General features: G+C 75.5%; 18 protein-coding genes. 1 reads left to right on the top strand and 17 read right to left on the bottom strand.

Features of this window, described 5'->3' with window-relative positions; all coding sequences use genetic code 11:
• Positions 1 to 33: 33 nt before the first annotated feature.
• From MCM47_RS33930 to MCM47_RS33885, 10 genes are all read right to left on the bottom strand, one after another.
• The gene (locus tag MCM47_RS33930) at positions 34 to 1,239 is read right to left on the bottom strand and encodes a hypothetical protein (RefSeq protein ID WP_238950503.1); all 1,206 of its coding nucleotides are present in this window, start codon (positions 1,237 to 1,239) and stop codon (positions 34 to 36) included.
• A 328-nt stretch (positions 1,240 to 1,567) separates the two neighbouring features.
• Positions 1,568 to 2,779, bottom strand: a complete 1,212-nt coding sequence (locus MCM47_RS33925; RefSeq protein ID WP_238950501.1) for a DNA polymerase III subunit delta' — start codon at positions 2,777 to 2,779, stop codon at positions 1,568 to 1,570.
• Between the two features lie 361 nt (positions 2,780 to 3,140).
• Positions 3,141 to 6,752, bottom strand: coding sequence for a dTMP kinase (gene tmk / locus MCM47_RS33920; protein ID WP_238950500.1), 3,612 nt, complete (start codon positions 6,750 to 6,752; stop codon positions 3,141 to 3,143).
• A gap of 202 nt (positions 6,753 to 6,954) precedes the next feature.
• The gene (gene topA, locus MCM47_RS33915) at positions 6,955 to 9,858 is read right to left on the bottom strand and encodes a type I DNA topoisomerase (RefSeq protein WP_238950498.1); all 2,904 of its coding nucleotides are present in this window, start codon (positions 9,856 to 9,858) and stop codon (positions 6,955 to 6,957) included.
• 528 nt (positions 9,859 to 10,386) lie between these two features.
• Positions 10,387 to 10,641 (bottom strand): hypothetical protein, encoded by a 255-nt coding sequence (locus MCM47_RS33910; protein WP_238950496.1) that lies wholly within the window; start codon positions 10,639 to 10,641, stop codon positions 10,387 to 10,389.
• A 388-nt stretch (positions 10,642 to 11,029) separates the two neighbouring features.
• The gene (locus tag MCM47_RS33905) at positions 11,030 to 12,562 is read right to left on the bottom strand and encodes a methyltransferase (protein ID WP_238950495.1); all 1,533 of its coding nucleotides are present in this window, start codon (positions 12,560 to 12,562) and stop codon (positions 11,030 to 11,032) included.
• Between the two features lie 233 nt (positions 12,563 to 12,795).
• Complete coding sequence (locus tag MCM47_RS33900; RefSeq protein WP_238950493.1) at positions 12,796 to 13,542, bottom strand: hypothetical protein; 747 nt, start codon at positions 13,540 to 13,542, stop codon at positions 12,796 to 12,798.
• A 195-nt stretch (positions 13,543 to 13,737) separates the two neighbouring features.
• Positions 13,738 to 14,106, bottom strand: a complete 369-nt coding sequence (locus tag MCM47_RS33895) for a cyclophilin-like fold protein (RefSeq protein WP_238950491.1) — start codon at positions 14,104 to 14,106, stop codon at positions 13,738 to 13,740.
• Positions 14,107 to 14,426: 320 nt separating this feature from the next.
• On the bottom strand, positions 14,427 to 14,846 hold the full coding sequence (locus tag MCM47_RS33890; RefSeq protein ID WP_238950479.1) for an ATP-binding protein: 420 nt from the start codon (positions 14,844 to 14,846) through the stop codon (positions 14,427 to 14,429).
• Positions 14,847 to 15,005: 159 nt separating this feature from the next.
• Positions 15,006 to 15,347, bottom strand: coding sequence for an STAS domain-containing protein (locus MCM47_RS33885; protein ID WP_238950469.1), 342 nt, complete (start codon positions 15,345 to 15,347; stop codon positions 15,006 to 15,008).
• Between the two features lie 221 nt (positions 15,348 to 15,568).
• On the opposite strand from MCM47_RS33885, the gene MCM47_RS33880 reads away from it, so the two are divergent.
• Positions 15,569 to 18,202: a DEAD/DEAH box helicase gene (locus MCM47_RS33880; RefSeq protein ID WP_238950466.1), complete on the top strand. Its 2,634-nt coding sequence runs from the start codon at positions 15,569 to 15,571 to the stop codon at positions 18,200 to 18,202.
• Here MCM47_RS33880 and MCM47_RS33875 read toward each other — a convergent pair.
• The 7 genes from MCM47_RS33875 to ssd form a co-directional block, all read right to left on the bottom strand.
• Positions 18,197 to 18,709: an Rv3654c family TadE-like protein gene (locus MCM47_RS33875; RefSeq protein ID WP_238950463.1), complete on the bottom strand. Its 513-nt coding sequence runs from the start codon at positions 18,707 to 18,709 to the stop codon at positions 18,197 to 18,199. The genes MCM47_RS33880 and MCM47_RS33875 overlap by 6 nt on opposite strands.
• Complete coding sequence (locus tag MCM47_RS33870; RefSeq protein WP_238950461.1) at positions 18,697 to 19,191, bottom strand: TadE family type IV pilus minor pilin; 495 nt, start codon at positions 19,189 to 19,191, stop codon at positions 18,697 to 18,699. The genes MCM47_RS33875 and MCM47_RS33870 overlap by 13 nt, the downstream gene beginning before the upstream one ends.
• Positions 19,181 to 19,366, bottom strand: coding sequence for a DUF4244 domain-containing protein (locus tag MCM47_RS33865; protein WP_374209259.1), 186 nt, complete (start codon positions 19,364 to 19,366; stop codon positions 19,181 to 19,183). Before MCM47_RS33865 ends, MCM47_RS33870 begins: the two co-directional genes overlap by 11 nt.
• 247 nt (positions 19,367 to 19,613) lie before the next feature.
• The gene (locus MCM47_RS33860; RefSeq protein WP_238950459.1) at positions 19,614 to 20,243 is read right to left on the bottom strand and encodes a type II secretion system F family protein; all 630 of its coding nucleotides are present in this window, start codon (positions 20,241 to 20,243) and stop codon (positions 19,614 to 19,616) included.
• 239 nt (positions 20,244 to 20,482) lie between these two features.
• The gene (locus tag MCM47_RS33855; protein ID WP_238950457.1) at positions 20,483 to 21,307 is read right to left on the bottom strand and encodes a type II secretion system F family protein; all 825 of its coding nucleotides are present in this window, start codon (positions 21,305 to 21,307) and stop codon (positions 20,483 to 20,485) included.
• 525 nt (positions 21,308 to 21,832) lie between these two features.
• Positions 21,833 to 23,182, bottom strand: coding sequence for a TadA family conjugal transfer-associated ATPase (locus MCM47_RS33850; RefSeq protein ID WP_238950455.1), 1,350 nt, complete (start codon positions 23,180 to 23,182; stop codon positions 21,833 to 21,835).
• The gene (ssd, locus tag MCM47_RS33845; RefSeq protein WP_238950453.1) at positions 23,182 to 24,303 is read right to left on the bottom strand and encodes a septum site-determining protein Ssd; all 1,122 of its coding nucleotides are present in this window, start codon (positions 24,301 to 24,303) and stop codon (positions 23,182 to 23,184) included. Before ssd ends, MCM47_RS33850 begins: the two co-directional genes overlap by 1 nt.
• Between the last annotated feature and the right edge of the window lie 893 nt (positions 24,304 to 25,196).

Genomic DNA, 25,196 nt, shown 5'->3' with positions numbered 1-25,196 from the left:
TACGTCGAAGCGTAGTCCTCGCTGCGGCCCTGCTCAGGACGGCTTGGCCAGGGTCTCGGCCAGGTACTGCGCCGCCTGCCGGACCAGCCGCAGCCGCTCCCGGTCCGGCGTGTAGTCCTGGACGTTGTCGGAGATCCGCACGTCGGCGCGGGCCGCCGCACCGGTCCCGCCGCGCAGCGCGGCCTGCAGCTTGCGGGCGGCGTCCAGCCCGGCGGCGTCGGCCTTGGCGGCGGCCAGCAACAGCTTGGGGGCGGCGTTGGCGGGGGCCTCGGCTCCGGTCAGGGCCAGCGCGGCGGTGTCGAACCGGCCGGAGACCGCGGCGGCCGCGCCGTACAGGTCGGGGCGTGCCAGGCCGGCGGCCGCGGCGCAGGGCGCTCCGCCCTCCACACCGAGCGTGCCCCAGGAGGCCGGCCCGGGCGGCAGGGTCCGGAAGGCCGCCGCGATGGTGGTGCGCAGCGCGGCGTCGTCGGCGACGGCCTGCGGCGCGGCGGCGACCAGGTCGCAGGGGTGCTCGGTGCCGTTCGGGGCCTCGGGGGCGACCAGGATGAACGGCCGGGCCTTGCCGGTCTGGACGGCCGAGCTCAGGCCCTCGAAGACGTCGGGGACCTCGGCGTCGGCGGTCTTCCGCGGGGTGGCGGCCTGCATCACGACCACGGGGAACCGAGCGTTCGGCTCCTTGGCGTACTGGGCCGGCAGCCAGACCCGGACGTTGCGCGGGTGTCCGTCCGGACCGAGGACGGCGGACTGCAGCAGCTCCCCGCCGCCCGGGTGGCCGACGCTGTCGAACCGGCTGGTCGCCGGTGCGGCCGCCGGCGCGGCGCCCGGGGCGGACGCGGCGGCCGGCACGGCGGGAACGGCACCAGGCGCGGCAGCGGGAGCGGCGCCGGACGCGGGCGCGGTGGCCGGCGCGCCGTCGGCCGCCGGGGGCGCCGCCTGCCGCCCGCCGCCGGCCGCGGCGCCGTCGGCCGGGTCGGCGGCCAGCTCCGCGGACCCGGACCGCGACTCCGACGACCCGAGCGCCCCGAACGTCCCGAGCGCCGTCAGCACGGTGAGCAGCGTGACGAAGACGCCGCAGACCATCGCCCCGGCCGCCCGCAGCAGCATCGGACGCTGGTCACCCGTCAGCTCGTAGGTCTCGGCGGCCCGCAGGTCGCGCCAGCGCTGCAGGGCGCCGCGGGCGAGCCAGACACCGCCCGCGGCGGCGGCGAGCAGGGGAACGACGAGGAGCGAACGGACCATGGGACGCACCGCCTCGGGAGGAGGGCCGGGCCACCGGTGGGCGCCGGTGCCGGACGGGACGCGACGGCCCCGCCGTCGGGGCGCAGTCGGCCCCAGCGTGCAAGACGACCCGGCGGTCACACGCCGGTGTGCGCGGCGCGTACTGCCCGTTCACTCGAAGGTGGGACGTGCGGCTAGGGCGGGAAGCCCTATCCGGTAGTCCCGGGCCTCGACCGGCCCGGAGCGCGCCGGGGACCGAGGGCGCCGCGAGACGCCGCAGGCCGAGCAGGCCGGGGGACCGACGACGCCGCGAGACGCCGCCCGCCCGCCCGCACGACGGCCGGACGCCTCAGCCCGCCCGCAGCGCGACCGTCATCGCCTCCACCGCGAGCAGCGGGTCGACGTTGCGGTCCAGCGCCTGCCGGCAGGCCAGCACGGCCTCGATCCGCCGCAGCGTGCTCTCCGGCGGACCGGCCTGGGCGACCCGGTTCAGCGCCTGCCGCTGGTCCTCGTTGGACAGCGGGCCGGCCGAGCCGAGCTGCAGGGCGAGCACGTCCCGGTAGAAACCGAGCAGGTCCAGCAGCGCGACACCGAGCGTCTCCCGGCGGGTCCGGGTGGCGCGGCTCTTCTGCCGCTTCTCCAGCTCCTTGACCGCCCCGGCCATCCCGCGCGGGGCCTTGCCGCCCTCGGCCGCGCCGTACGCGGCCTTGAGGTCGTCGGTCTCCTTGGCGTCCTGGGTCTCGGCGAGCGCCTCGGCGTCGGCCTTCGCGGTGTCGACGAGGCGCTGGGCGGCGGCCAGGCAACCGCCGATGTCCGAGACCTCCAGCGGGATCCGCAGCACCTCGGTGCGCCGGGTGCGGGCCTGCTCGTCCACGGCCAGGCGGCGGGAGCGCTCGATGTCCCCCTGCCCGGCGAGCGCGGCCAAGCGGGCGGTCTCGGGATCGACGCCGTCGCGCCGGACCAGCATGTCGGCGACGGCCTCGGCGGCGGGCTGGCGCAGCACCAGCAGCCGGCAGCGCGAGCGGATGGTGGGCAGCACGTCCTGCACGGACGGCGCGCAGAGCAGCCAGACGGTGCGTGGGGACGGTTCCTCGACGCCCTTGAGCAGGGCGTTGGCGGCGGCCTCGGTGAGCCGGTGGGCGGCGTCGACCAGGATCACCGACCAGCGGCCACCGGTCGGGTAGCTGGACGCGCGCAGCACCAGGTCGCGCATGTCGCCGACGCCGATCGACAGGCCGTCGGTGCGGACGTACTTCACGTCGGCGTGGCTGCCCGCCATCACGGTGTGGCAGCCGTCGCAGAAGCCGCAGCCGGGCGTGCCGCCGAGCGCGAGGTCCGGGCTGGTGCACTGGAGAGCGGCGGCGAAGGCGCGGGCGGCGGTGGTCTGACCCGCCCCGGGCGGACCGGTGAACAGCCAGGCGTGCGTCATCAGCGAGGCGTTGCCGCCCGGCTCGGGTGCCGCCCCGCGCCCGGCGGCGACCGTGGCCCCGGCCGCCCGGGCGGCGGCGGTCAGCTGCTCGACCACGCGCTCCTGGCCCACCAGGTCGTCCCAGACGGCCACTGCTGCTCCCAAGTTCGGTACGAGCCACCTCGTACGGACTACTTGCCTCGTGCTGATCGCCCTGCGGCCCCGGACCGGCCCGAACGCCGTGTCCGCGCTGCCTCAGGGCACGCGGCCCGGGGCGGTTTCCGCCGTCGAGCATACGGGGCGGGGACGACAGCGGGCGGTGCCGCCGGAGCACCGCGCCCCGACCGCACCGCCCGACGCACCGCTGACCGCACCGCCCGCTGTACCGCTCACCGCACCGCCCGCTGTACCGCTCACCGCACCGCCCGCTGCCGGCCCGGCCCGTCCGGCCGCCGACGCGGCAGGCCACCGCCTCCGCCGGCCTGCAGCCTGCGGCCTCCGGTCCTGCGCCGGGTCAGCTCCGGCGCCGCCAGCGCCGGCCGCCCTTGCCCTTGTCCCCGGGCCCCTCCTGCCCGCGGTCGCCCGCACCGGGCCGACCGGGGTCACCCGGCTGACCGCCCTGGTCCGCCGTGCCGGCGCCGTAGTGGACACGCGGGTCTCGGGGGCCGGACTCCCCGGCGCCGCCCTGCTCCCAGCGGGCCCACTCGTCACGCGAGCCGAGCAGGGTGTCGGTGAGGCTCGGCAGGTCGTCCATCGGCGTCTCCTCGGCCCAGGAGGGCCGGGGCCGCGGCTCGACGGCGGGCTGCTGTTCCTCGTCGTCGACCACGGGCAGCTCGCGCGTGCTGTCGACCGGCTGCTCCTGGTGGGCGTGGGCGGCGCGCCCGGTCGGCTCGTCCCGCCAGAGGCCCGGCGGCACGGCCGGACCTGCGGGACCAGCAGGGCCGGCAGGTGTGGAAGGACCGGCCGACTCGATCCGGGGCAGCAGCTCGGTCCGGTCGGTGGCACCACGGTCGGCGTCTGCCGCGGGGATCCGGGGCAGCACGGCCGTCTCGTCCGCCGCGGCGGGAGTCGCCGGGGCCGCCGGGGGCACCGGGGGCACCGGGGGCACCGGCGTACCGGGCACGACCGGCAGCTTGGCCGTCACGTCGACCTCCGAGGCACCACCGGCTCGAGAGCCGTCACCCCGAGCACCGCTCGCCGTGGCCCCGCCGGCCGCAGCCGCCTCGGCGGCCCGGACGGCCGCCCGGCGGTCCCGCTCGGAGATCTCCTGCGTGACGTCGTCGGCGCCCCGCTCCTTCACCACCCGCAGCTCGGTGGTCACCGCGTCACCGGGCGCCGGAGCCGGGGACGGCGTCGGAGCCGAAGCCGGGGACGGGGCAGGCGCCGGAGCCTCGGCGGCAGCCGCCCGCTCCGCCCGCTCGGCCGCCTCCGCCGCTGCGGCGGCCGCCGCCGCCAGCGCCGCGGCCTGCGCCAGCCGGGCCTCCTCGGCCCGCTGCAGCGCCTCCTCGGCACGACGGCGCTGCTCCTCGCGCTGCAGCTCCCGCTGCCGCTGGAGCTCCGCCTGCGCGGCGGCCTCCTCGGCGAGCCGCTTGCGCTCGGCGGCCTCGGCGGCCAGCCGCGCCTCCTCGGCCGCGCGGAGCCTCGCCTCCTCCTCGGCGCGCCGGCGGGCCTCCTCCTCCGCCTTGCGCCGGGCCTCTTCGGCGGCCTTGCGCGCCGCCTCCGCGGCCTTGCGCTCGGCCTCCTCCTTGGCCAGCCGCTCCTTCTCCGCCTGCTCGGCCCGCAGCTGCTCCAGCAGCTCCTGCCGCTTGCGCTCGGCAGCCTCGGCCTCGGCCTTCTTCCGCGCCTCCTCGGCCGCGCGGCGCTCCGCCTCCTCGCGGGCGAGCCGCTCCTGCTCGACGCGGGCGGCCTTCTCCTGCTCGGAGAGCGGCAGCTCCCGGTCGAGCCGGTGGCGGATCGCCGTGGTGACGGAGCCGGGCTGCTGGCTGCCGTCGACGACCAGGTAACGGGCGGGGTCGGCGGCCGCCAGCGCGAGGAAGCCCGCGCGCACCCGCTGGTGGAACTCGGTCGGCTCGGACTCCAGCCGGTCCAGCGCCTCGGTGAACCGTTCCCGGGCCTTGGTCGGGTCGACGTCCAGCACGACGGTCAGGTCGGGCAGCAGCCCGCCGATCGCCCAGCGCGAGATCCGGGCGACCTCGGTCGCGGCCAGGTCGCGGCCGGCGCCCTGGTAGGCGATGGAGGAGTCCATGTAGCGATCGGTGATCACCACCGCGCCACGGGCGAGAGCGGGCCGGATCACGTTCTCGACGTGCTCGGCGCGGTCGGCGGCGTAGATCAGCGCCTCGGCGCGGTGCGAGAGGCCGGTGTTGGCGACGTCCAGGACGAGCCCGCGCAGCCGCTGGCCGACCGGGCTGCCACCGGGCTCGCGGGTGAGCACCACCTCGTGGCCCTTGCCGCGGATCCACTCGGCGAGCGCCTGCGCCTGGGTGGACTTGCCGGCGCCGTCGCCGCCCTCCAGGGCGATGAAGAAGCCGGTGCCGGTCGTCCGGTGCGGCGGGAGCCCGGCACCGCCGCGGAGGGCGTCCAGCAGATCCCGGCCGAACGGCGCGGTGCCCCGGCGGTCGTCGGTCTTCAGCAGCACGACGGCGGCGAGCACCAGGGTGAACAGGCCCGCGGTGGCCACCGCGAGGGCGGCACCGCCGTGGATGAAGGTGAACGAGCCGGGCTCGACCGTCCCGTACTCGACGTTCCCGTAGGCGGCGGCGATCAGCGGGACGACCACCAGCGCGGCGGCCACCACGGCCCGCAGCACCGCGAACAGGTGCTCGGTGACCTTCGGCAGCCGGGACTCCTCGACCTCCTGGGCGAGCAGGGTCCGACCGGTCGAGACGACGATCCCGGCGGCCAGCGCGGCCAGCACGGTCAGCAGCAGGACCAGCACGAAGTTCAGCACCAGGCCCGCGAGGATCAGCGCGACGCCCTCGACCAGCAACGCGAGCGCGAGCAGCCGGCGGCGGGAGAGCGCGGGCAGGGTGGCCCTGGTCACCCGGACGCCGAGCGCCGGGACGCCGACGGCGGCCAGCACCAGCAGGCCGTAGCCGATCGGGCCGGCCCGGTGCTCGGCGGCGGTCAGCAGCGCGAGCGCGGCGACACCCGCCATCGAGGCGTACCCGGCGGCGACCGCGAAGGTGAAGTAGGGGGCGGAGCCGGTGCGGCCCTTGCGCAGAGCGGGGCCGGGCGTGGCGTCGGTCGGCGCGCGCAGGCCCTGGAGCGGGGAGTGCGGGGCGACGGCCCCCGGGCCGCCGGGCAGCTGCTGCAGGTACACCCGGACGGCCGCGACCGCGAACAGGGCGGCCGCGCCGAGCGCGGCGAAGGTGGTCTGGTGGGCGCGCAGCCAGTCCGAGCCGAGGGCGGCGAAGACGTTGTTGACCAGGGTGAGCGCGACCAGCGCGGCGGCGGCCAGGGGCACGGTGCCCCAGCCGGTGCGGCGGTCCAGCGTCCGGACGGTGTCCAGGTCGGCGGCGGAGGGGCGTTGCTCGGCGGCCGGCGCGTACGGGTTGGCCGGGGGGAGCAGGCCCGGCACGGCGGCGGCCTTGGCGATGGCCCAGACCCGCTCGGCGGTGCCGGTCACGAAGACCGTGCCGAGCAGCACGTAGGTCGCGGCGCCGGACGGCCTGGGGCCGGAGCCCAGCCAGACGATCCACCACGGCGCGATGCCGACCAGCACGGCCCGCAGCACGTCCGCGCCGAAGAGCGTCCAGCGGCGGTCCAGCTTTCCGGCGAGCAGCCCGTGCACCGGGCCGAGCAGGGCGACGCCGACCAGCCCGGTCGCGGCCAACCGGGCGGCGAAGACCGCGGCGACCGCGAAGGCGAGGTTGCGCGGCAGGTCGCCGAACTGGCCACCGAGGGCGGCGGCGATCACGGTCAGCGCGAGGAGCACCAGGAACCCGAGCCGGTCGGCGGTGCCACCGATCAGCTGGGTGGTCCAGAGCCTCCGGTACGGGCGCAGCCGCAGCAGCGCGCGGGCCCGCTCACCGGGGGTTCCGGCGGGGACGACCTCCAGGAGGTCGGGCGTACCGGGTCTCGTGGCCGCGGGGGCGCTGGGGGTGGGCTGCTCCTCGCTCGTCATACGGTCAGCGTAGCGGTCGGGGCAGGTCGTAAAAGAGGGAAGCGGGCCTCCGCATGCCGGTCATTGCAGGGTTGTGACGCAGCCCGCACGGCTCCCCGACGGCCGCGGGCCCGCACCTCTCCCCGGGGCCCGACGGCCGCGGGCCCGCGCCTCTCCCCGGGAGGGAGGGGCACGGGCCCGGGTTTCCGCCGCCGGGGACGGATCAGCCCTCGTCCGTGGCGGTCCCGCTCGTCGCGGACTTGCTCGCCGCGGTCTTCGTGGCGGCCGTCTTCTTCACGGCCGCCTTGGCCGTGGTCGTCTTGCCGGTGGTCGTCTTGGTCGTCGTCGTCTTCTTGGCCGCGGTCTTCTTGGCCGCCGTCTTGGTCGCGGCGGTCTTGGTGGCCGTCTTCTTCGCGGCCGCCTTCTTCGCCGGGGCCTTCTTGGCGGCCTTCTTCACCGGACCGCGCGCCCGCTTCTCCGCCAGGAGCTCGTAGCCGCGCTCCGGCGTGATGGTCTCGACGTCGTCGTCCTTGCGCAGCGTGGCATTGGTCTCGCCGTCGGTGACGTACGGGCCGAAGCGACCGTCCTTGACCACCACCGGGCGCTCGCTGACCGGGTCGGTGCCCAGCTCCTTGAGCGGCGGGGCGGCGGCGGCCCGGCCGCGCTGCTTCGGCTGCGCGTAGATGGCCAGGGCCTCCTCCAGGGTGACCGTGAACATCTGCTCCTCACTGGCGAGCGAGCGGGAGTCGGTACCGCGCTTGAGGTACGGGCCGTACCGGCCGTTCTGCGCGGTGATCTCCACGCCCTCAGCGTCGACGCCGACCACGCGCGGCAGCGAGAGCAGCTTCAGCGCGTCCTCCAGCGTGACGGTGTCCAGCGACATCGTCTTGAGCAGCGAGGCGGTGCGCGGCTTCACGGCGTTCTTGCCGGTCTTGGGCGTGCCCTCCGGCAGGATCTCGGTCACGTAGGGGCCGAAGCGGCCCTTCTTGGCGACCAGCATGTTGCCGCTGACCGGGTCGGGTCCGAGCTCGTAGTCGCCGCTCGGGCTGGCCAGCAGCTCCTCGGCGAGCTCGACGGTGAGCTCGTCCGGCGGCAGGTCGTCCGGGATGTCGGCGCGCTGGCCCGGCTCGCCCTCGACGGCGGAGGCACGCTCGACGTACGGGCCGTAGCGGCCGACCCGCAGCGTGATGTCCTCGCTGATCCGGAACGAGCTGATCTCCCGGGCGTCGATGGCGCCGAGGTCGGTGACCAGCTCCTTCAGACCGCCCAGGTGGTCGCCGTCGCCGTTGCCGGCCTCGGCGGCGCCACCGGTCGCGTGGCCCTCGCCCTCGCCGAAGTAGAAGCGCTTCAGCCACGGGACGGACTGCGCCTCACCGGCGGCGATCCGGTCGAGGTCGTCCTCCATCTTCGCGGTGAAGTCGTAGTCGACCAGCCGGCCGAAGTGCTTCTCCAGCAGGTTGACCACGGCGAAGGAGAGGAACGACGGCACGAGCGCCGTCCCCTTCTTGAAGACGTAGCGGCGGCCGATGATCGTGTCGATGATCGAGGCGTAGGTGGAGGGGCGGCCGATCTCCCGGTCCTCCAGCTCCTTGACCAGCGACGCCTCGGTGTAGCGGGCCGGCGGCTTGGTCGCGTGGCCCTCCGGGGTGAGCTGCTCGGCGGCCAGCGGGTCGCCCTCGGCGACCTGGGGCAGCCGGCGCTCGCGGTCGTCGAGCTCGGCGTTCGGGTCGTCCGCGCCCTCGACGTAGGCCTTGAGGAAGCCGTGGAAGGTGATGATCTTGCCGGAGGCGGAGAACTCGGCGTCCCGCCCGTCCGCGGCGCGGCCGCCGACCTTGACGGTGACCGACTGGCCGACCGCGTCCTTCATCTGGGAGGCGACGGTGCGCATCCAGATCAGCTCGTAGAGCCGGAAGTCGTCACCGGTCAGACCGGTCTCGGCCGGGGTGCGGAAGCGGTCGCCGGACGGGCGGACGGCCTCGTGCGCCTCCTGCGCGTTCTTCACCTTGCTGGCGTACGTGCGCGGCGCGTCCGGCAGGTAGTCGGCGCCGTAGAGCTGGGTGACCTGCGCGCGGGCGGCCGCCACGGCGGTGTCCGAGAGCGTCGTCGAGTCGGTACGCATATAGGTGATGAAGCCGTTCTCGTACAGCTTCTGGGCCACCTGCATGGTCCGCTTGGCGCCGAAGCCCAGCTTGCGGCTGGCCTCCTGCTGCAGCGTGGTGGTGCGGAACGGCGCGTACGGCGAGCGGCGGTAGGGCTTGGACTCGACGCTGCGGACGCTGAACGCGGTCTGCTCCAGGGCGGCGGCCAGCGCGCGGGCGGCCTGCTCGTCCAGGTGCAGGGTGTTGGTGCTGCTCGCCTTCAGCCGACCGTCCGGGCCGAAGTCGCGGCCGCTGGCGATCCGCTTGCCGTCGACGGCGGAGAGGCGGGCGCCGAAGGTCTCCGGGTTGGCGGCGTCGGCCGGGGTGCGGCCGGTGCCGAAGGTGCCGACCAGGTCCCAGTAGGAAGCGGTGCGGAAGGCCATACGCTCGCGCTCGCGCTCGACCACGAGGCGGGTCGCGACCGACTGCACGCGGCCGGCCGAGAGCTTCGGCATGACCTTCTTCCACAGCACCGGCGAGACCTCGAAGCCGTAGAGGCGGTCGAGGATGCGGCGGGTCTCCTGGGCGTCGACCAGGCGCTGGTTCAGCTCGCGCGGGTTGGCCACGGCCTCCTGGATCGCCGACTTGGTGATCTCGTGGAACACCATGCGGTGCACCGGCACCTTGGGCTTCAGGACCTGCTGGAGGTGCCACGCGATGGCCTCGCCCTCGCGGTCCTCATCGGTGGCGAGGAAGAGCTCGTCGGACTCCGCGAGCAGCGACTTCAACTTGCTGACCTGGGACTTCTTGTCAGCGTTGACCACGTAGATGGGAGCGAAGTCGTGGTCGACGTCCACGCCGAGGCGGCGCACCTCGCCCGTGTACTTGTCCGGGACCTCGGCGGCCGTGCTGGGCAGGTCGCGGATGTGCCCGACGCTCGCCTCGACGATGTAGCCGGGGCCCAGGTAGCCCTTGATCGTCTTCGCCTTGGCCGGCGACTCGACAATGACGAGTCGCTGTCCGTGCGCGGTCTCGCTGCTCGGGGACACCTTCGCTCTTCTCTCCCGGTCGTTATGTGAGCTGGTCGGCGCTGGCAGCACGGGCTGCGCTCCGCCCGACCCCTCCACCGTCCCGGGGCTGCCGCTGTACGACGACCCCACCAGCGGAGTGTGACCGTACCCCGGCCACCCTTGTCAAACGGACGGATCCCGCTTTTTCACCGGCAAGGCCGACCGACGCCACTCGAACGGTAACCCGATGATGGAGCATCGCGCCCCGTGGAGGGGGGCTTCGGCGGGTTTCGAAGGATGGAATGACGGATTTCAAGATCTGTCAACGGAAATTCGCCGCACCGGCGACCGGGGCAGCGGCAGTGGTAGAGGTAGGGGTGGGCCCACGGCGTATGGCGCAGGGCGCACGGTGTCTACGACGTACGGCGTACAGCGCCGGTCGGCGCGGCCCTCGCGTCGGGACGGCCGGCGCGGGCCGGGAAGGCCGACGCGGCCCGGGAGGGCCGGCGCGGGTGCCCGGGTGCGGCTCAGCGGGTGCCCGTGTGGCACAGCGGGTGCCCGTGTGGCTCAGCGGGTGGCGACGACCGCCGGCAACACGGCGCCTGCGACCAGGCAGCCGGTACCGAGCGCCGCCCACAGCAGATCCGTCAGAGCGACCCGGCTCGTCTCCGCCGCCGCCAGCACCACGCGGTTCGGACGGCGCGGGTCATAGGCGATCCGGACGGACGCCGCCGGTACACCGCGCCGCCGCAGTCGGTGACGAAGGCGCACTTCAGCGGCGCACCAGAGCAACAGCGCGCCCCCGAAGAGCGCGAGCACCATGCCGCCCACCGTCGCCGTCGTCGGCTCCACCCCTCACCCCCAGCTCTGTCCACAGCCTGTGGACAGAGCCTCACAGTCAAGGGGCAACGAGGGACAGACGTTCGACGACTGCCGGGAGAATCGGGGGCTACCGCGAGATGAACCCGAACGGCCCGTCCGCGCCTCCCCGGCGACGGACAGGCCGAGGACGACGGACAGGCCGACGGCTGCACGTGGGCCCGGGTAGCCACGGAAGCCCGGGTTGCCCGAGAAGCGGATAGCCCGAGAAGCCCGGGTGGCCGCGGCAGCCCGGGTGGCCACGAGGCTGCGGGAGGCCCGAGGAGCTCGGGGTCCGAGCCCCGAACGGAGCCCGGGCTGCGGACGGCCCGGGCTCCGATCGGTCGATCGGTCAGGCGACCGGCTGGATGAAGCCCTGTTCGGTGAGCATCCGCAGCGACTCCGGCACCCGGTCGCGGAGCACCACGCGGTCCTCGCCGAGCAGCTGCGCGATGGCGTCCACGATCTCGCCTGCCGACAGCGTGCCGTCGCAGACGCCGACGAACCCGGCGCCCACCGTGTCCACCTTGGTCGCGCGCCGCATGCCGCGGTTGTGCCGCAGCACGACGTGCTCGGGGTCCTCCGCACCGGGTTCGCCGACCTGCTCCTGGACCACCTCGTCGGCCAGCACGTACCGGGCGGCCAGCAGCCCCGCGTCGTCGTGCGTCCGCAGGAAGTCCTGCCGGTCGAACCACTTCTCGATGTGCGGGCCGAGCGGCTGCTCGACCGGGTGCGGCCACTCCTCCACCCGGACGGTCGGCCGCTCGGCGGCGCTGGCCCGCAGCGTGATCCACCCGAAGCCGATGCCCTCGACCCGGCCCGCCTCGAAGGCGTCCAGCCACTCCCCGTACCTGGCCTGGTAGTCGCCGCCGGGGCCGCGGTGGTCACCACCGTCGCGCAGCCACAACTCGGCGTACTGGGCCACGTCCTGGACCTCACGCTGGACGATCCAGGCGTCAAGGCCGGTGCCCGCGACCCAGCCGGCCAGCCGCTCGTGCCAGTCCTCGCCCTTGACGTGCTGCCAGTTGGCCAGCAGCTGGCAGTAGCCGCCGGGTTCCAGGTGGTCGGCGGCCGAGCGGACCAGGCTGCGGCAGAGGTCGTCGCCGGCCATCCCGCCGTCGCGGTAGGTGAACCGGCCGGCCGGCGAGATGACGAACGGCGGGTTGGAGACGATCAGGTCGAACCGCCGCTCCCCGACCGGCTCGAAGAGGCTGCCGGCAGCGGTGCCGGTGTTCTCGAACCCGGAGAGCGCCAGGGTCAGTTCGGTGAACCGCAGCGCGCGCGGGTTGAGGTCGGTCGCGGTGACCCGCTGGGCGTGCCGGGCGGCGTGCAGTGCCTGCACCCCGGAGCCCGAACCGAGGTCCAGCGCCGTCCGGACCGGGCGGCGCACGGTGATGTTGGCCAGCGTGGTGGACGCGCCGCCCACGCCGAGCACCAGGTCCCGGCGGGCCACGCCGTGCGCGGTCTCGCCGGAGCCGATCCCGCCCGCGCCGCCGACCGCGCAGCCCAGGTCCGAGACCACCCAGGCGTCCGAACTGGGCAGGCCGGCGACCTCGTTGGCGTAGGGGCGGACGTCCACGGTGGCGCGCACCTGGTCGCCGTCCGGCCGCAGCCAGCCGTCAGCCAGGCAGTCCTCAACCGGCAACGCGGCGGCGGCCGCCTTGTACGGCACGGGCTGCTGCAGCAGGAACAGCCGCACCAGCGTCTCCAGCGGGCTGCCGCCGCGGGTCGCACGCAGCGCCGGGACCGCCTCGCTACGGGCCAGCGCCGCATAGCCGGTGGGCCCGAGGAGGTCGAGGCAGCCGTCGGCGGTGAACGAGGCGGCGAGCAGCGCCTCGCGCAGCTTGGCGAGGCGGGTCGGGTCGAGAACGGGGCTACTGATCACCCCGCCATTGTCCCCCGGCCACCGCCCGAGCTCTCCCCGCTCGGGTGACCTGTCGGCAGGCGGTGCAGGCGGCGCAGGCGGTGCAGGCGGCGCAGGCGGCCGGTGGCTCGGCTGATGGTGGTCCGGCGGACGGGCCCGGCTCCTGGCGCCTCGTCGCCCGGCGCCTGGTTACCGGTGGCCGGCGGATGTCGCGGGCTGCCCTCGGACGGCTCGCCCGGGGCAGCCCGTGAGGATCAGCTCGCCGTGGCGGCGGGGGTCGTCGGGGACGTGGCCGCGGGGGCGGTCGCTGGTGCACCGGACGCCGAGCCGGACGGGGCCGGCGTGGCGGCCTGGTCCGTCGCCCCCGGCGTCGGGGTACCCGGGGCCGGAGAGCCCGAGGCCGGGGATCCCGTGGCCGGGGATCCCGTGGCCGGGGCGCCGGCGGTCGGAGCCGCCGCCGCCGAGCCCGGCTTGCAGCCCTCCTGCTTCGCCATCGCGGCACCGAGCTCGCCGCGCTGCAGCTTGGCCTGCGCCTGGGTGGAGAGCGAGGCCAGCTGCTGGATCTGGTCCGCCACGCTGCGCAGCCCGTCCGCGAACTTCGACTGGTCGGCGTTGGACACCGCGTCCAGCTTCTTCTGAACCTCCAGGTAGCCGTCCGCCGCCTTGTTCAGCTCGGCGACGGTGTCCTTCTGGATGGTCGCGCCGTCGTCCACCTTGGGCGCCCCGGCGGAGTCGATCGCCGCGGCGATGTCCTGGTTGGTCTTGGCGAGACGCCCGATGTCCGTGGAGAGGCGCTTCTGAAGGTCCGCGGGCGCCTCGCCGGTCTTCACCTGGCCGGTGTCCGCGAGCGCGGTCTGGGCCTGGGCGATCGGGTCCTTGGCCGCGCCGCAGACGTTCGCCGCCCAGGACTCCAGCTGCTTGGTGTTGTCGTCGCCGCAGCCGACGGCGCCGAACGCGAGCAGCGCGCCGAGCGCGGGTACGGCCAGCAGTCGCTTGTTCACCGGGAGAAGCCTTTCGGTTTCGGTCGTCTTGGGTCGTCGAACTGCGAACCTACACGGCCACCGACCGGCCCCCGGTTCCCGCTCCCGCTCCTCCACCGACCGCCGGCACCCCGTCCCGGGCCGGGACCCCGGTCCGGACGCCGCCACCCGGCCGGTTCGGGGCCGGGTGCCGGGGCCGGACCAGGCACGGGCCGGTCAGGCGCGCTCGACGCGGACCGAGTCGCCCGCCCGGACCGTCCGCAGCACCTGGGCGTCCCCGTCCAGCACGCCGAGGACGTTGCACGGGCTCGCCAGCCGGCACTCGTCACCGTGCGAGATCGGCGTCGGCCCGTAGGGCAGCGCCAGGCTGTCGCCGTCCGTCCAGAACGCGACCGTGCCCGGCTCGACGACCTGCCGGGCCCCGGCCTCGCGCGGCACGCTGACGGGCGTGCCGAAATAGACCTCCTCGCCCCAGAGACTCGCCGACGAAGTGATCGGCAGCGCGTCCCAGAGCGCCTCGGCGGTGGGCGTGGGGTCGAGCGTGGCGGTGGCCTGCCCGGCCGGCCAGAGTATGCGGATCCGCATGGCTTTCCTCTTCCGCGACAGGTCCGATCGAGGATCGGACCCGGTCGTGCCGGAAGCAGCGAACCGCCGGGCTCAACAATTTGTCAACGCGCTCCCGGGGAATGGACTCCCCGGGAATGGACCGGGACCCCCTTGGACGACGGACGCAATCGCGCGCGCGGACTCAGGAAGCACGCGATGACTCAGGCGCACGGGCGCGTGGTCCGGACCGCAGGCGAAGGCCAGGGCAAGGCGCAGGCCGGCACAGGCGCAGGCCACCTCACGGGTACGTCGAACCATGCAGACGTCCGAGCAGGCGGACCGGCGCGAGCGGGAGCGCCTCAGACCGCGACGGCGTCGACCGAGACCGGCCAGCTCATCCGGATCACGCCACCCTCGGCACCGTCGGCGACCTCCAGGTCCTCGACCAGGCCGGTGATCACCGCGAGGCCCAGGGTGTCCTCGTCCGGATCGGCGCCCTCGGCTCCGGCGCCGGCCGGGGCGGTGACGGGGCCGGCCTCGTCCTCGACCTCGATGAGGAAACGCTTCTCCTCGTCCTTGAGCGCCACCCGGACCGTGCCGGTGATCCCACCGCGCTGGTGCAGGCCGACGGCACGGGAGCAGGCCTCGCCAACCGCGAGACGCACCTCGTCGAGCACCGACTCGTCCACTCCGGCCCGTCTGGCGACAGCCGCGGCGACCAGCCGGGCCGTACGCACGTGCTCGGGAAGCGCACTGAATCGAAGTTCGACGGTTGCCATCATTCCCCCTCGGGGTGTCCGACCGGGGCCGGGCATGCGGCCCCTGTGAGCCGGCATCAACCGGCTCCGAGGCGGCCGGGACCACCGAGGCCGCCCCGCGGCCCCGGCACGCCGGACGCATGGATCGGGCGGGCCGGCCCGGAGGCCGGCCCGGCCACATCAGTCGGTCGAGTTGACCGCGTCGTCCACCGAGGTGTGGATCGGGAAGACCTTGGTCAGGCCGGTGATGCGGAAGATCTTCAGGATGCGCTCCTGGTTGCACACCAGCCGCAGCGAACCCTCATGGGCACGCACACGCTTGAGACCGCCCACCAGCACACCGAGGCCGGCCGAGTCGAGGAAGTCCACGCCCTCCATGTCGACGACGAGGTGGTAGTTGCCGTCGTTGACGAGCTCGACCAACTGCTCACGCAGCTTCGGGGCGGTGTACACATCGATCTCGCCGCCAACCTCGACGACCGTGCGATCGCCGACTGTACGGGTCGACAGGGACAGGTCCACGGAACCTCCAGCACCTTGCCTTGCTACGTCATGTGCGATCTCCGGCCGGACAGCCGCAACCGCATGGTCGCGAGCCCGGGCGCGCCAGCCAACACGTGGCAAGCCTCGGCGCTGCGACCCACGGCCGTACGGCCGTCACGGCCACATTCAACCACCTGCGACCATGACCGCACGATGGCTTACAACGATTCTCCGTCACGCCGGTGACACACTGGGTCCCCATGCCGCCCCGTCACAGCCTGCCTGAGGCACTGCTCGCGACCCTGTCCGCCACCCGGGGGCGGTCGGACCGGCTCACCCATACGGAGCACCTTCCCGCCCGACCTGCCCGTTATTCGCCGTGGCCCGACTCGATCCGTCCGGAGATCGTGGCCGCCGCCCACGACCTGGGCGTGGAACAGCCCTGGACCCACCAGGCGGAAGCCATGAACCTGGCCAAAACCGGCCATTCCGTGGTGATCGCCACAGGAACCGCCTCGGGCAAGTCGCTCGGCTATCTGGCTCCGGTCCTGAGCGACCTGCTGGACGGCACCGAGGCCCGGAACGGACGCGGCGCCACCGCGCTCTACCTGGCGCCGACCAAGGCGCTCGCCGCCGACCAGCGCCGCCGCGCCGCCGAACTCGCCCCGCCCAGGGTCCGCGCCGCGCTCTACGACGGCGACACTCCACCGGAGGAGCGCGAATGGGTGCGCCAGTACGCCTCGTACGTGCTCACCAACCCCGACATGCTCCACCGCGGCATCCTGCCCGCCCACGCGCGCTGGTCCTCCTTCCTCAAGACGCTCCGCTACGTGGTCGTCGACGAGTGCCACAGCTACCGGGGCGTGTTCGGCTCGCACGTCGCCCAGGTGCTGCGGCGACTGCGCCGGATCTGCGCCCGGTACGGCTCCTCCCCCACCTTCCTGCTCGCTTCCGCCACCACCGCCGACCCGGCCGCCACCGCGCGCCGGCTGACCGGGCTGGCCACCCGGGCGGTCACCGAGGACGCCTCCCCGCGCGGCCCGATGGTCTTCGGTCTCTGGGAACCGCCGCTCACCGAGAACGTCGGCGAGCACGGTGCCCCCGTCCGCCGGACCGCCACCGCCGAGGCCGCCCACCTGCTGACCGACCTGGTCGAGCAGCAGACCCGGACCGTCGTCTTCGTCCGCTCCCGCCGGGCCGCCGAACTCGTCGCCCTCCAGGCCCAGGACCAGCTCGGCAGGCCGCTCGCCGACCGCGTGGCCGCCTACCGCGGCGGCTACCTCGCCGACGAGCGCCGGGCCCTCGAACGCGCGCTGCACACCGGCCGGCTGCTCGGCCTCGCCTCCACCTCCGCCCTCGAACTCGGGGTCGACATCTCCGGCCTCGACGCCGTCCTGATGGCGGGCTACCCCGGCACCCGGGCCTCGCTCTGGCAGCAGGCCGGCCGCGCCGGGCGGGAGGCCCAGGGAGCGCTCGCCGTCCTGATCGCACGCGACGACCCGCTGGACACCTATCTGGTGCACCACCCGGAGGCCCTCTTCGCCACCCCTGTCGAGGCCACCGTGCTCGATCCGGACAACCCGCACGTTCTCGCCCCGCACCTGTGCGCGGCCGCCGCCGAACTCCCGATCACCGACGCCGACCTGGAGCTGTTCGGCCCGTCCACCGGCCCGCTGCTGCCCGTCCTGGAACACCGCGGACTGCTCCGCCGGCGCGGCGGCTCCTGGTACTGGACCCGCCGCGAACGGGCCGCCGACGCCGTCGACCTGCGCGGCAGCGGCGGCAGCCCGGTGCAGATCGTCGAGGCCCCGACCGGCCGGCTACTGGGCACCGTGGACGCCGCGGCGGCCCACACCACCGTCCACACCGGCGCCGTCCACCTGCACCAGGGGCGCAGCTACCTCGTCCGGGAGCTCGACCTGGAGACCTCCGTCGCACTGGTCGAGCCGGCCGACCCGCCCTACACGACGGCCGCCCGGGACATCACCTCCATCTCCGTGCTCTCCACCGACACCTCGATCGACTGGGGCGAAGGGCGGCTCAGCTTCGGCTCGGTGGAGGTGGTCAACCAGGTGGTCGGCTACCTCCGCAAGCGGATCTCCACCGGGGAGATCATGGGCGAGACCAAGCTCGACCTGCCGCCCCGCACCCTGCGCACCCGGGCGGTCTGGTGGTCCGTCACCGAGGACCAGCTCCTCGACGCCGAGATCCCGCCCGACCAGTTGCCGGGCGCCGCCCACGCCGCCGAGCACGCGTCCATCGGCCTGCTGCCGCTGTTCGCCACCTGCGACCGGTGGGACATCGGCGGCGTCTCGGTGCCGCTTCACCCCGACACCGAACTGCCGACCGTGTTCGTCTACGACGGCCACCCCGGCGGGGCCGGCTTCGCCGAACGCGGCTTCCGGCGCGCCGTCCAGTGGCTGACCGCGACCCGGGAGGCGATCGCGGCCTGCGAGTGCGAGCGCGGCTGCCCCTCGTGCGTGCAGTCGCCCAAATGCGGCAACGGCAACGACCCGCTGGACAAGGCGGCCGCCGTCCGACTGCTGGACGTCCTGCTGGCCGGAGCACCGGCGGCGGGTGACGGGCACGCCGACGAAGAGGCGGGCCCGGTCGGGGACGGCACGGCCGCACCGGCCGCACCGGCCGCACCGGCCGCACCGGGCGGACAGGGCGGACAAGACGAATCGGGTGGGCCGGAAGGACCTGGCGAGCCCGGCAGGGCCGGCGAGGCGGACTCGCCGGGCGAACCGGACGGCGCACCCTCGGCTGGCGGACAGGCAGCGGCCGGGGGACAGGCCTCGCCGGACGGACAGGGCCCGACTGGCGGGCCCGCCGGCCCGGAGGGTCAGGACCGGACGGGCGAACCCCGGGAGCCCGGTACCGGGGGCTCATGAGCCGCCCACGGCGCTGAGGTCCACGCCCGCTCCGGCTCCGGCCGGAGCGGGCGCCGCGCGAACCGGTCCGGCCCGCGACCGGGCACGGGCCGGACCGACCGGCAGTCGCCCCGGCACTCCGGCGACCGGGACTTCGGCCACCACCTCGACGGCATCCGCCTCCCGGTCGACCGCGCAGGAGACCACTGTGGCCCGCTGTGCAGCGGCCACACCGACCGCCCGCGCGCACCCGCCGTCCGGATCGAGCAACAGCCGGTCGGCCGCCGCGAGGGCGGCGAGGTCCGCGGCCGCCTCCGCCCGGTGGCGGGCGCCCACCACCACGCCGACCGCGAGGGTCGCGGTGAACGCTGCACACCCGAGCACCGCGAACGCGACCAGCCAGACCGTCGCCGAACCAGCGTCGGGCCCCCGCCCCGCCCTCGCCGCTGCACGGCTGGTCCGGAGTCGCACGGCCCGTTCCGCCGCCCGCCACAGCGGACCGACGAGTCCCGCGCTCAGGCCGGCCACGGGCCGCCACCTCCTCCAGCACCGGCCCCGCCACCGCTGCCACCGCTGCCACCGCCCAGGGTGTCCTCCCGCGCAGCCACGGCGGCCGCGCCGAGCCGCACCGACAGCAGGGCCGCAAGCCGGCCGGGAGCCGCCGACCGCGCCTCGACCGTGACCCGCACGGTGTCGGCCTCGGCCGCGATCCGGACGGCCGCCCCGGCCGGGGCGGCCGAGCGGGCGATGGCGACGGCGTCCGTCTCACCACGGGCGGCCGCTCTGGCCCCGGCCCGTGCGGCGTCCACGCAGCGGAGCTGTGCGCTGGCCGCGAGCACGCCCCAGACCAGCATCGCCGCGAGCAACACCAGCGCGGGCAGGGCCACCGCCGTCTCGGCCGTGGCGAACCCGGCGTCGCCCCGGCGCCGGGCCCACTGCCGCCTGCGCCATCGCGCGGCGCACCGCCCGCCCCAGGACGCACGCCGGGCGGGCCGACCGTCACGTCGCATGGAGCGCCCGGTCCAGCAGATCGGTCAGGGTCCCGATGACGGCCGCGCTGGTCACCACCTTGTAGAGCCCGGCGGCCAGCGCGCACGCCCCGAGTGTCCCGACCGCGTACTCCGCGGTCGTCATCCCGGCGTCCGACCTCCCCTTGCCGGCCGGCCGACCACCGGGCCTGCGCACGGACCTGGCCGAGCGCAACTCCAGGCCCCGGCCGTCGCCCCCACCGGGGTTCCCGCTCCCGAGTGCCCGCCGGACCCGGCCGACCACCCAGACGGCTCGCCGTCGGCGCCTTCCGAGCAGACGGCGCCGGCGGGGGCCGCCGACCGGCTTGGGCATCGTGACTGCGGTCATGGGTTCTCTCCTCGATCGAAGACGATGATTCGGTGTCGGACCGGTTGCCGGAGGCTGGGCCCGGGTGCAGAGACGGTCACAGTGCCTGCGCGAAGCGGGAGGTAAGGCCGAGGACCACCGGGACGACGCTGATCAGCACGAACGCCGGGAGGAAGCAGAGCCCGAGCGGGGCCGTGGCCAGCACCCCGGCTCGCCGGACCCGGGCATGTGCCGTGCGGACGGCCTCCGACCGCCGCCCATGCGCCAGCGCGGTCAGCGGCATGGCCGCCGGAGCGCCGCTGAGGCTCGTCCGCATCAGGCAGCGCGCCAGCGGCGCCAGGGGCGGGTGCTCCTCGCCCAGGCGCAGCCAGCAGACCTCCGGCGGTGCGCCCAGGGCCAGCTCGGCCGCGATCGCCACCAGCCGCGGCCCCATCGGAGCGCCGACACTCCGGCCGACCGCCGCGACCGCCACGGCCGGCGAGGCAGCCGAGCCGAGGCAGGCCGCCAGCAGCTCCGCGGTGAGCGGGAGCTGGCGGGTCAGCTGCTCGTCCTCCAGCGCGGCCCGCCGTTCGGCCGGTGACCGCGGCCTCGGCAGCCACCGGTACAGCCCCGCGGCCAACAGCGCGCCGACGACCAGCCCGGCCGCTCCTCCGAGCACCGCCGCCGCGATCAGTGCGGCGCCGCCCGGCACGACGGCGCGCCGTACGCGCTCCGCACCGAGGGCCACCGGCACCGACCCGTTGCCGCCCGGCCAGGACGCATCCGCCCCGGCCCCATCAGGAGCCCGGGACTGCCGCTCGCGGGGCCGCCGCACGAATGGCCCCCGGGCCCGGTCCGCCGACCGGTTCCCCGCCCGGAGCCAGGCTGCCGCCCGCCGCCGCGCCGCCCACCGGACAGCCGTCCGGGGCAGCAGGAGAACCCCGGCGGTCACCGCGGGAACCACGGCCACGCCGCCCGCACCCCGGATCACGCCGGCATCACCTCCGGCCGGGGCACGCCGTTCGGCCGCCCCGAACGGGTTCCGGTCCGAGAGATGCCGCACCGCCGGGCCTCGCGGTCACGGTCCCGCCCACGACGCGGGCCCGTACCCGTGCCCGGGAGCGAACCGCGGCCCGCACCCTCCACGGCCGCCGGTCCACCGTCCACCGGCGCCTCGATGGCCCCCCGCGACGCGGCCCGGACGATCCGCGCCGTCCACACCAGGCCGAGGCCCTCCAGGACCGCCCCGGCCAGCAGGCAGGCCAGCCCGGCGGGGGTGTGGAGCAGGACGTCGAGCGGTCCGGCCCCGAGCGCCGCCCCGAGCAGCAGCCCCGCGACCGGGAGTGCCGCCAGGACCGCGACCGTGGTCCGCGGTGCGGCCAGCTCGGCCGAGATCTCCTCGGCCAGTGCTTGCTCGGCGCGCAGCGCCTCCGCCACGCCGTCCAGTGCCGCCGCGAGCCCCGATCCGCCGTCGGCGGTGACCCGCCAGCAGGCGGCGATCGCCGTGGCCCCGCTGCCGCCCGGAAGCTCCGCGAGCAGTTGGAAGGCCAGCGGAACGTCCCCGCCGTACCTGCCCGCGGCGAGCCGGGCCACCGGCTCCGCACCGATCCGGTGGAGCGCCTCGTGGTCCGCCGCGAGGCGGGTCGTCACCAGGTGCAGCGCCTGCTCCGGGGTCGCCCCGCCGCGCAACTCACCGGCCAGCCCGGCACAGAGGTCCACGACCGCGGCGGCCCGTCGACGGGCCTCCTCCTCCGTGGCACGGCGCTGCCGTCGGCGCCGCAGCGGCACGAAGGCCAGCACAGCTGCCAGCACCGGGACGGGGGAGCCCGTCGCCCACGCAAAGGCCAATCCGCCCGGAACCAGCAGCCATTCGGGCGTCAGCCGGTCGCGCCGGCGGCGACCGCCCGGCTGCTCGCCCCCGGCCGACCCGGACATCGCAGGGACGCCCCACCAGACTCCCGCCGCCCGGCGCGCACCACGCCCCACACCATCTCCACCGTCTCCGCCGCCTCCACCGCCGCCGCCGGAACCACCACCGCCTCCGGCCAGCACCAATCGGCGCCTCCGCGAGCCGCGCGCCGCCGGTTGCAGCGACCACCACCCGGCGAACGCCGCCACGATGAGCACCGCCGCCCAGCCCAGGGACAACTGATCACGCGCCATGTCCCGCACCTCCCTCTCGACCGGGCCCCGACCAGGCCCCTCGATCAGATCCGTCGTTCCGATACCCCGCCCGGTCCCCGTTCGGCCGCCCGCCCCGGCGGCCGAGCAGCAACAGGGCTGCCACCGCGCATCCGCAGAGCGCGAGGCTGAACACCGCCTCGACCACGGCCGGCATCACGGCGCCCGGTCCGCCGCCGTCACGCCCCGAGTCGCCAGCAGACCGGCCAGCCGCTCCCAGCCCGCACCCCGCACGGTGCTGCCGTCCGCAGCGAACAGCACCGCCGGTTCGGTGACGGCCAGGCCGTCCCGGTCGCCGGCCAGCGTGCGGATCTCGGCGACCCTGCGCCGCCCGGTGCCCGGCTCCCGCACCAGGTGCACCACCAGGTCGAGCGCCGCCCGGAGTTGGCTGTGCAGCGCAGACCGGTCCAGGCCCGCGAGCGAGCCGAGCGCCTCCAGCCGGACCGGGACGTCCGCCGCCGTGTTGGCGTGCACCGTGCCGCACCCGCCCTCGTGGCCGGTGTTCAACGCGGCCAGCAGGTCGGACACTTCGGCTCCGCGGACCTCCCCGACCACCAGCCGGTCGGGGCGCATCCGCAGGGCCTGGCGGACGAGGTCGCGCAAGGTCAGCTCGCCCAGGCCCTCCTGGTTGGGCGGCCGGCTCTGCAACCGGACCACGTGCGGGTGGGCCGGACGGAGCTCGGCCGAGTCCTCGACGACGACGATCCGTTCATCCGCTCCGGCCAGCCCGAGCAGGGCCGACAGCAGCGTGGTCTTGCCCGTGCCCGTCCCGCCCGAGATCAGCAGGGACAACCGCGCACGCACAATGCCCGCCAGCAGCTCGGCACCGGCCTCGGGGACCGCCCCGCCGGCCACCAACTCGTCGAGCGTGAAGGGGCGGGGGCGACAGACCCGCAGCGAGATGTGGGTGCAGCCGGTCGCGATCGGCGGCAGCACGGCGTGCAGGCGCGTACCGTCCGGGAGCCGCGCGTCCACCCAGGGCCGGGCGTCGTCGAGTCGCCGTCCGGCCGCCGTGGCCAGCCGGTGGGCCAGCCGCCGGACCGCCTCGGCGTCGGCGAAGCGGACGCCGACGGCCCGGTGCAGCCCGCCGCCACGGTCCACCCAGACCTCGTCCGGACCGTTCACCAGGACGTCCGTGACGTCGGGTGCCGCCAGCAGTCGGTCCAGCGGGCCCGCACCCACCAGCTCGGCACGCAGCGACCGCACCGTGTCGAGGACTTCGTCACCGCCGAGCGGCGGCCTGGTGGCCCGCAGCACCGCCGCGACGGATCCGGCCGTCGGCGGTGCCCCGGACTCCGCCAGCCGCAGCCGCACCGCGTCCACCAGCGCCGCGGTGCGCTCCTCCCGAGCGGTTCGCCCGTAGGGGTTCGGCTCCGGGCCCGGACGGCGCCCCGGCGGTCCGTCGGCCGCCGTGACGGTCCTCAGCCACCGGTGCTCCCGCGCACCGGTCCCGCCGGTCGGGCCACCGGCCGTCGCCCCACTGCAGGTTCTGCGCAGACGGACCATCAGTAGACACCTCCTCCGACCGCCGGCACCGGCGGCAGCACCTCGTCCAGGAAGGTTTGGCAGAACCGCGCCAGCGGTCCGTTCTCGCGGATCCCGGGCGGCACGCCCTGCTCCACGTCGGCGGCCAGGCCGGGCTCGCCCTCCAGGACGCCCGCGAGCTTCAGCCGAAGCCCGCGGGCGATCCGGTGGGCCGGGAGTCCGAAGGGACGCAGCGGGCGCACCACGACCCGCAGGTCGTCGAGCCGCATCCGGGCGCAGGCCGCGACCCGGTCGGCGGCGGCCACCGCGCGCAGCTCGCCGGGAACCACCAGCAGCGCCGTGTCTGCCTGCTCCAGCGCCTGGCCGGCCGCCGGATCGAGGTGGCGCGGGACGTCGACCACGACCAGCCCGCCGCGCCGCCGGGCGGCGGCCAGCACGCTGCGCATCGCCTCCGGAGGCACGGCGAGCATGTCGCCGCGGTCCCAGGAGAGGCAGGAGAGCGCGGTCAGCCGTTTCAGCACCGGTAGCGCCTTGGCCAGTTCGGCGCCGCTGACCCGGCCGCGGGCACCGGCCAGGTCGGGCCAGCGGAGGCCACCGGCCGTCTCGCCGCCGAGCAGGATGTCGATCCCGCCGCCCAGCGGATCGCCGTCGACGAGTATGGTCCGGCGGCCCGTCCGGGCGGCCGTGACCGCGAGTGCGCAGGCCAGGGTGGAGGCGCCGGCACCCCCGCGGCCGCCGAGGACCGCGACCGTGAGCGCGGGTGTGCCGACGCCCTCGGCCGCGTCGGCGATCCGGTCGAGCAGCCACGCCTCCGCGTCGGGCAGGAACAGCACGTGCTCGGCGCCGAGTTGGACGGCCCTGACCCAGACACCCGGGTCGTCGAGGTCCAGCCCGAGCAGCAGCACACCGGTGCGGCGGGGCATCGCCGCACACCGCTCGACCTGGTCGTCACCGACCAGTACGAGCGAGGAGCCCTCCCAGAGGCCGCGCGGCGGCGGGGAACCCCGGATCAGCCGGGGTTCGGTGCCGGCGGCCGCGCAGAGCCGCAGCAGCTGCTCGGCCAGGGCCTCGTCGTCGGTGACGACCAGCGGCCCCGTCTCCGGTCCCTGGGCGGCGGTGTGGCCGGCGATCGGCGTCGACATGGCGCTCTCCCCTCTGCGGGCGCCCGTCCGCGCGAAGCGGTCCTGGACGCGTCCGGATGGTCCAGCAGGCGGCCGGTCGGGGCACCTCGTGAGGAGGTCCCGGCAGCCGCTGCCGTGCACCACGGTGGGGGGCGGCGCGGATTCCGTCAGCCGCGTCCCGAATCCCTGTGGATAACTCGGGGGTTGTGGATAACAACGTTCACCCGGGCGGGGGGCTATTGAGCGAAGAATTGACGGAAGGGCTTCACCGAGGAGAACCGCCCGGCCGGGCGCCTGCCCGGTAGCAGGCCGGCCGACGCCCGGAAGGGCACGGACTCCGGCCCCGCCGGCCACCGCCCACCGACCCCGTCGGGCCCTCCGCGCCAGTCCTGCGCTCGGTCCTTTGGGGTCGCTCCGACCCTCGTGGGAGCATGCCGGAGCGGCCGGTCACGATGTGCAACCGGCGACGCAGAGTGACGAAGTCGGGTCCGCGGCTCGCCGGCCCGACACCCCCTGAAGACGGCCGCACACGCGAGGCGGCACCTGCCGCCCGGCCTGTTCAAGCCCTGAAAATGGCCCCGGACGTGCGACGACCCCCGCCGGGGGGGAGAGCGGGGGTCGTCTATCCACAGCCCGACTCGGGGGGGAGGAGCCGGACCGGGTTAGCACGGTCGCGAACGATCCGTGACTTCCATGGTGTACCCGAGCGGCCAGAAACACAAACCCGCACGCCCACGAGTACGCCGAATGGCGGCCCGTTTCGCGGCTCCCTCTATCCTCGGTTCCCGTGGACACCACCGAGAACGCCGACGAGTACGCCGACGAGTCCGCGGACTCCACCACCGCGGCCGCCGAGGCGGCCGACCCCGCACCGGAGACGGCTCCCGAGACGCCTTCCCAGACCCCCTCCGGGA

This window comes from Kitasatospora sp. A2-31, assembly GCF_022288725.1.
Taxonomy (GTDB): Bacteria; Actinomycetota; Actinomycetes; order Streptomycetales; family Streptomycetaceae; genus Kitasatospora.
The sequence above is the reverse complement of the archived record's forward strand: the minus strand, read 5'-3'. Positions and strand labels throughout refer to the sequence as shown.

Bases quoted from the DNA above. Each gene is read 5' to 3' on its own strand.
- MCM47_RS33930 (WP_238950503.1), bottom strand. From the start codon at position 1,239: ATGGTCCGTTCGCTCCTCGTCGTTCCCCTGCTCGCCGCCGCCGCGGGC.
- tmk (WP_238950500.1), bottom strand. From the start codon at position 6,752: ATGACGAGCGAGGAGCAGCCCACCCCCAGCGCCCCCGCGGCCACGAGA.
- MCM47_RS33910 (WP_238950496.1), bottom strand. From the start codon at position 10,641: ATGGTGCTCGCGCTCTTCGGGGGCGCGCTGTTGCTCTGGTGCGCCGCT.
- MCM47_RS33895 (WP_238950491.1), bottom strand. From the start codon at position 14,106: ATGCGGATCCGCATACTCTGGCCGGCCGGGCAGGCCACCGCCACGCTC.
- MCM47_RS33890 (WP_238950479.1), bottom strand. From the start codon at position 14,846: ATGGCAACCGTCGAACTTCGATTCAGTGCGCTTCCCGAGCACGTGCGT.
- MCM47_RS33880 (WP_238950466.1), top strand. From the start codon at position 15,569: ATGCCGCCCCGTCACAGCCTGCCTGAGGCACTGCTCGCGACCCTGTCC.
- MCM47_RS33870 (WP_238950461.1), bottom strand. From the start codon at position 19,191: ATGCGACGTGACGGTCGGCCCGCCCGGCGTGCGTCCTGGGGCGGGCGG.
- MCM47_RS33850 (WP_238950455.1), bottom strand. From the start codon at position 23,182: ATGGTCCGTCTGCGCAGAACCTGCAGTGGGGCGACGGCCGGTGGCCCG.
- ssd (WP_238950453.1), bottom strand. From the start codon at position 24,303: ATGTCGACGCCGATCGCCGGCCACACCGCCGCCCAGGGACCGGAGACG.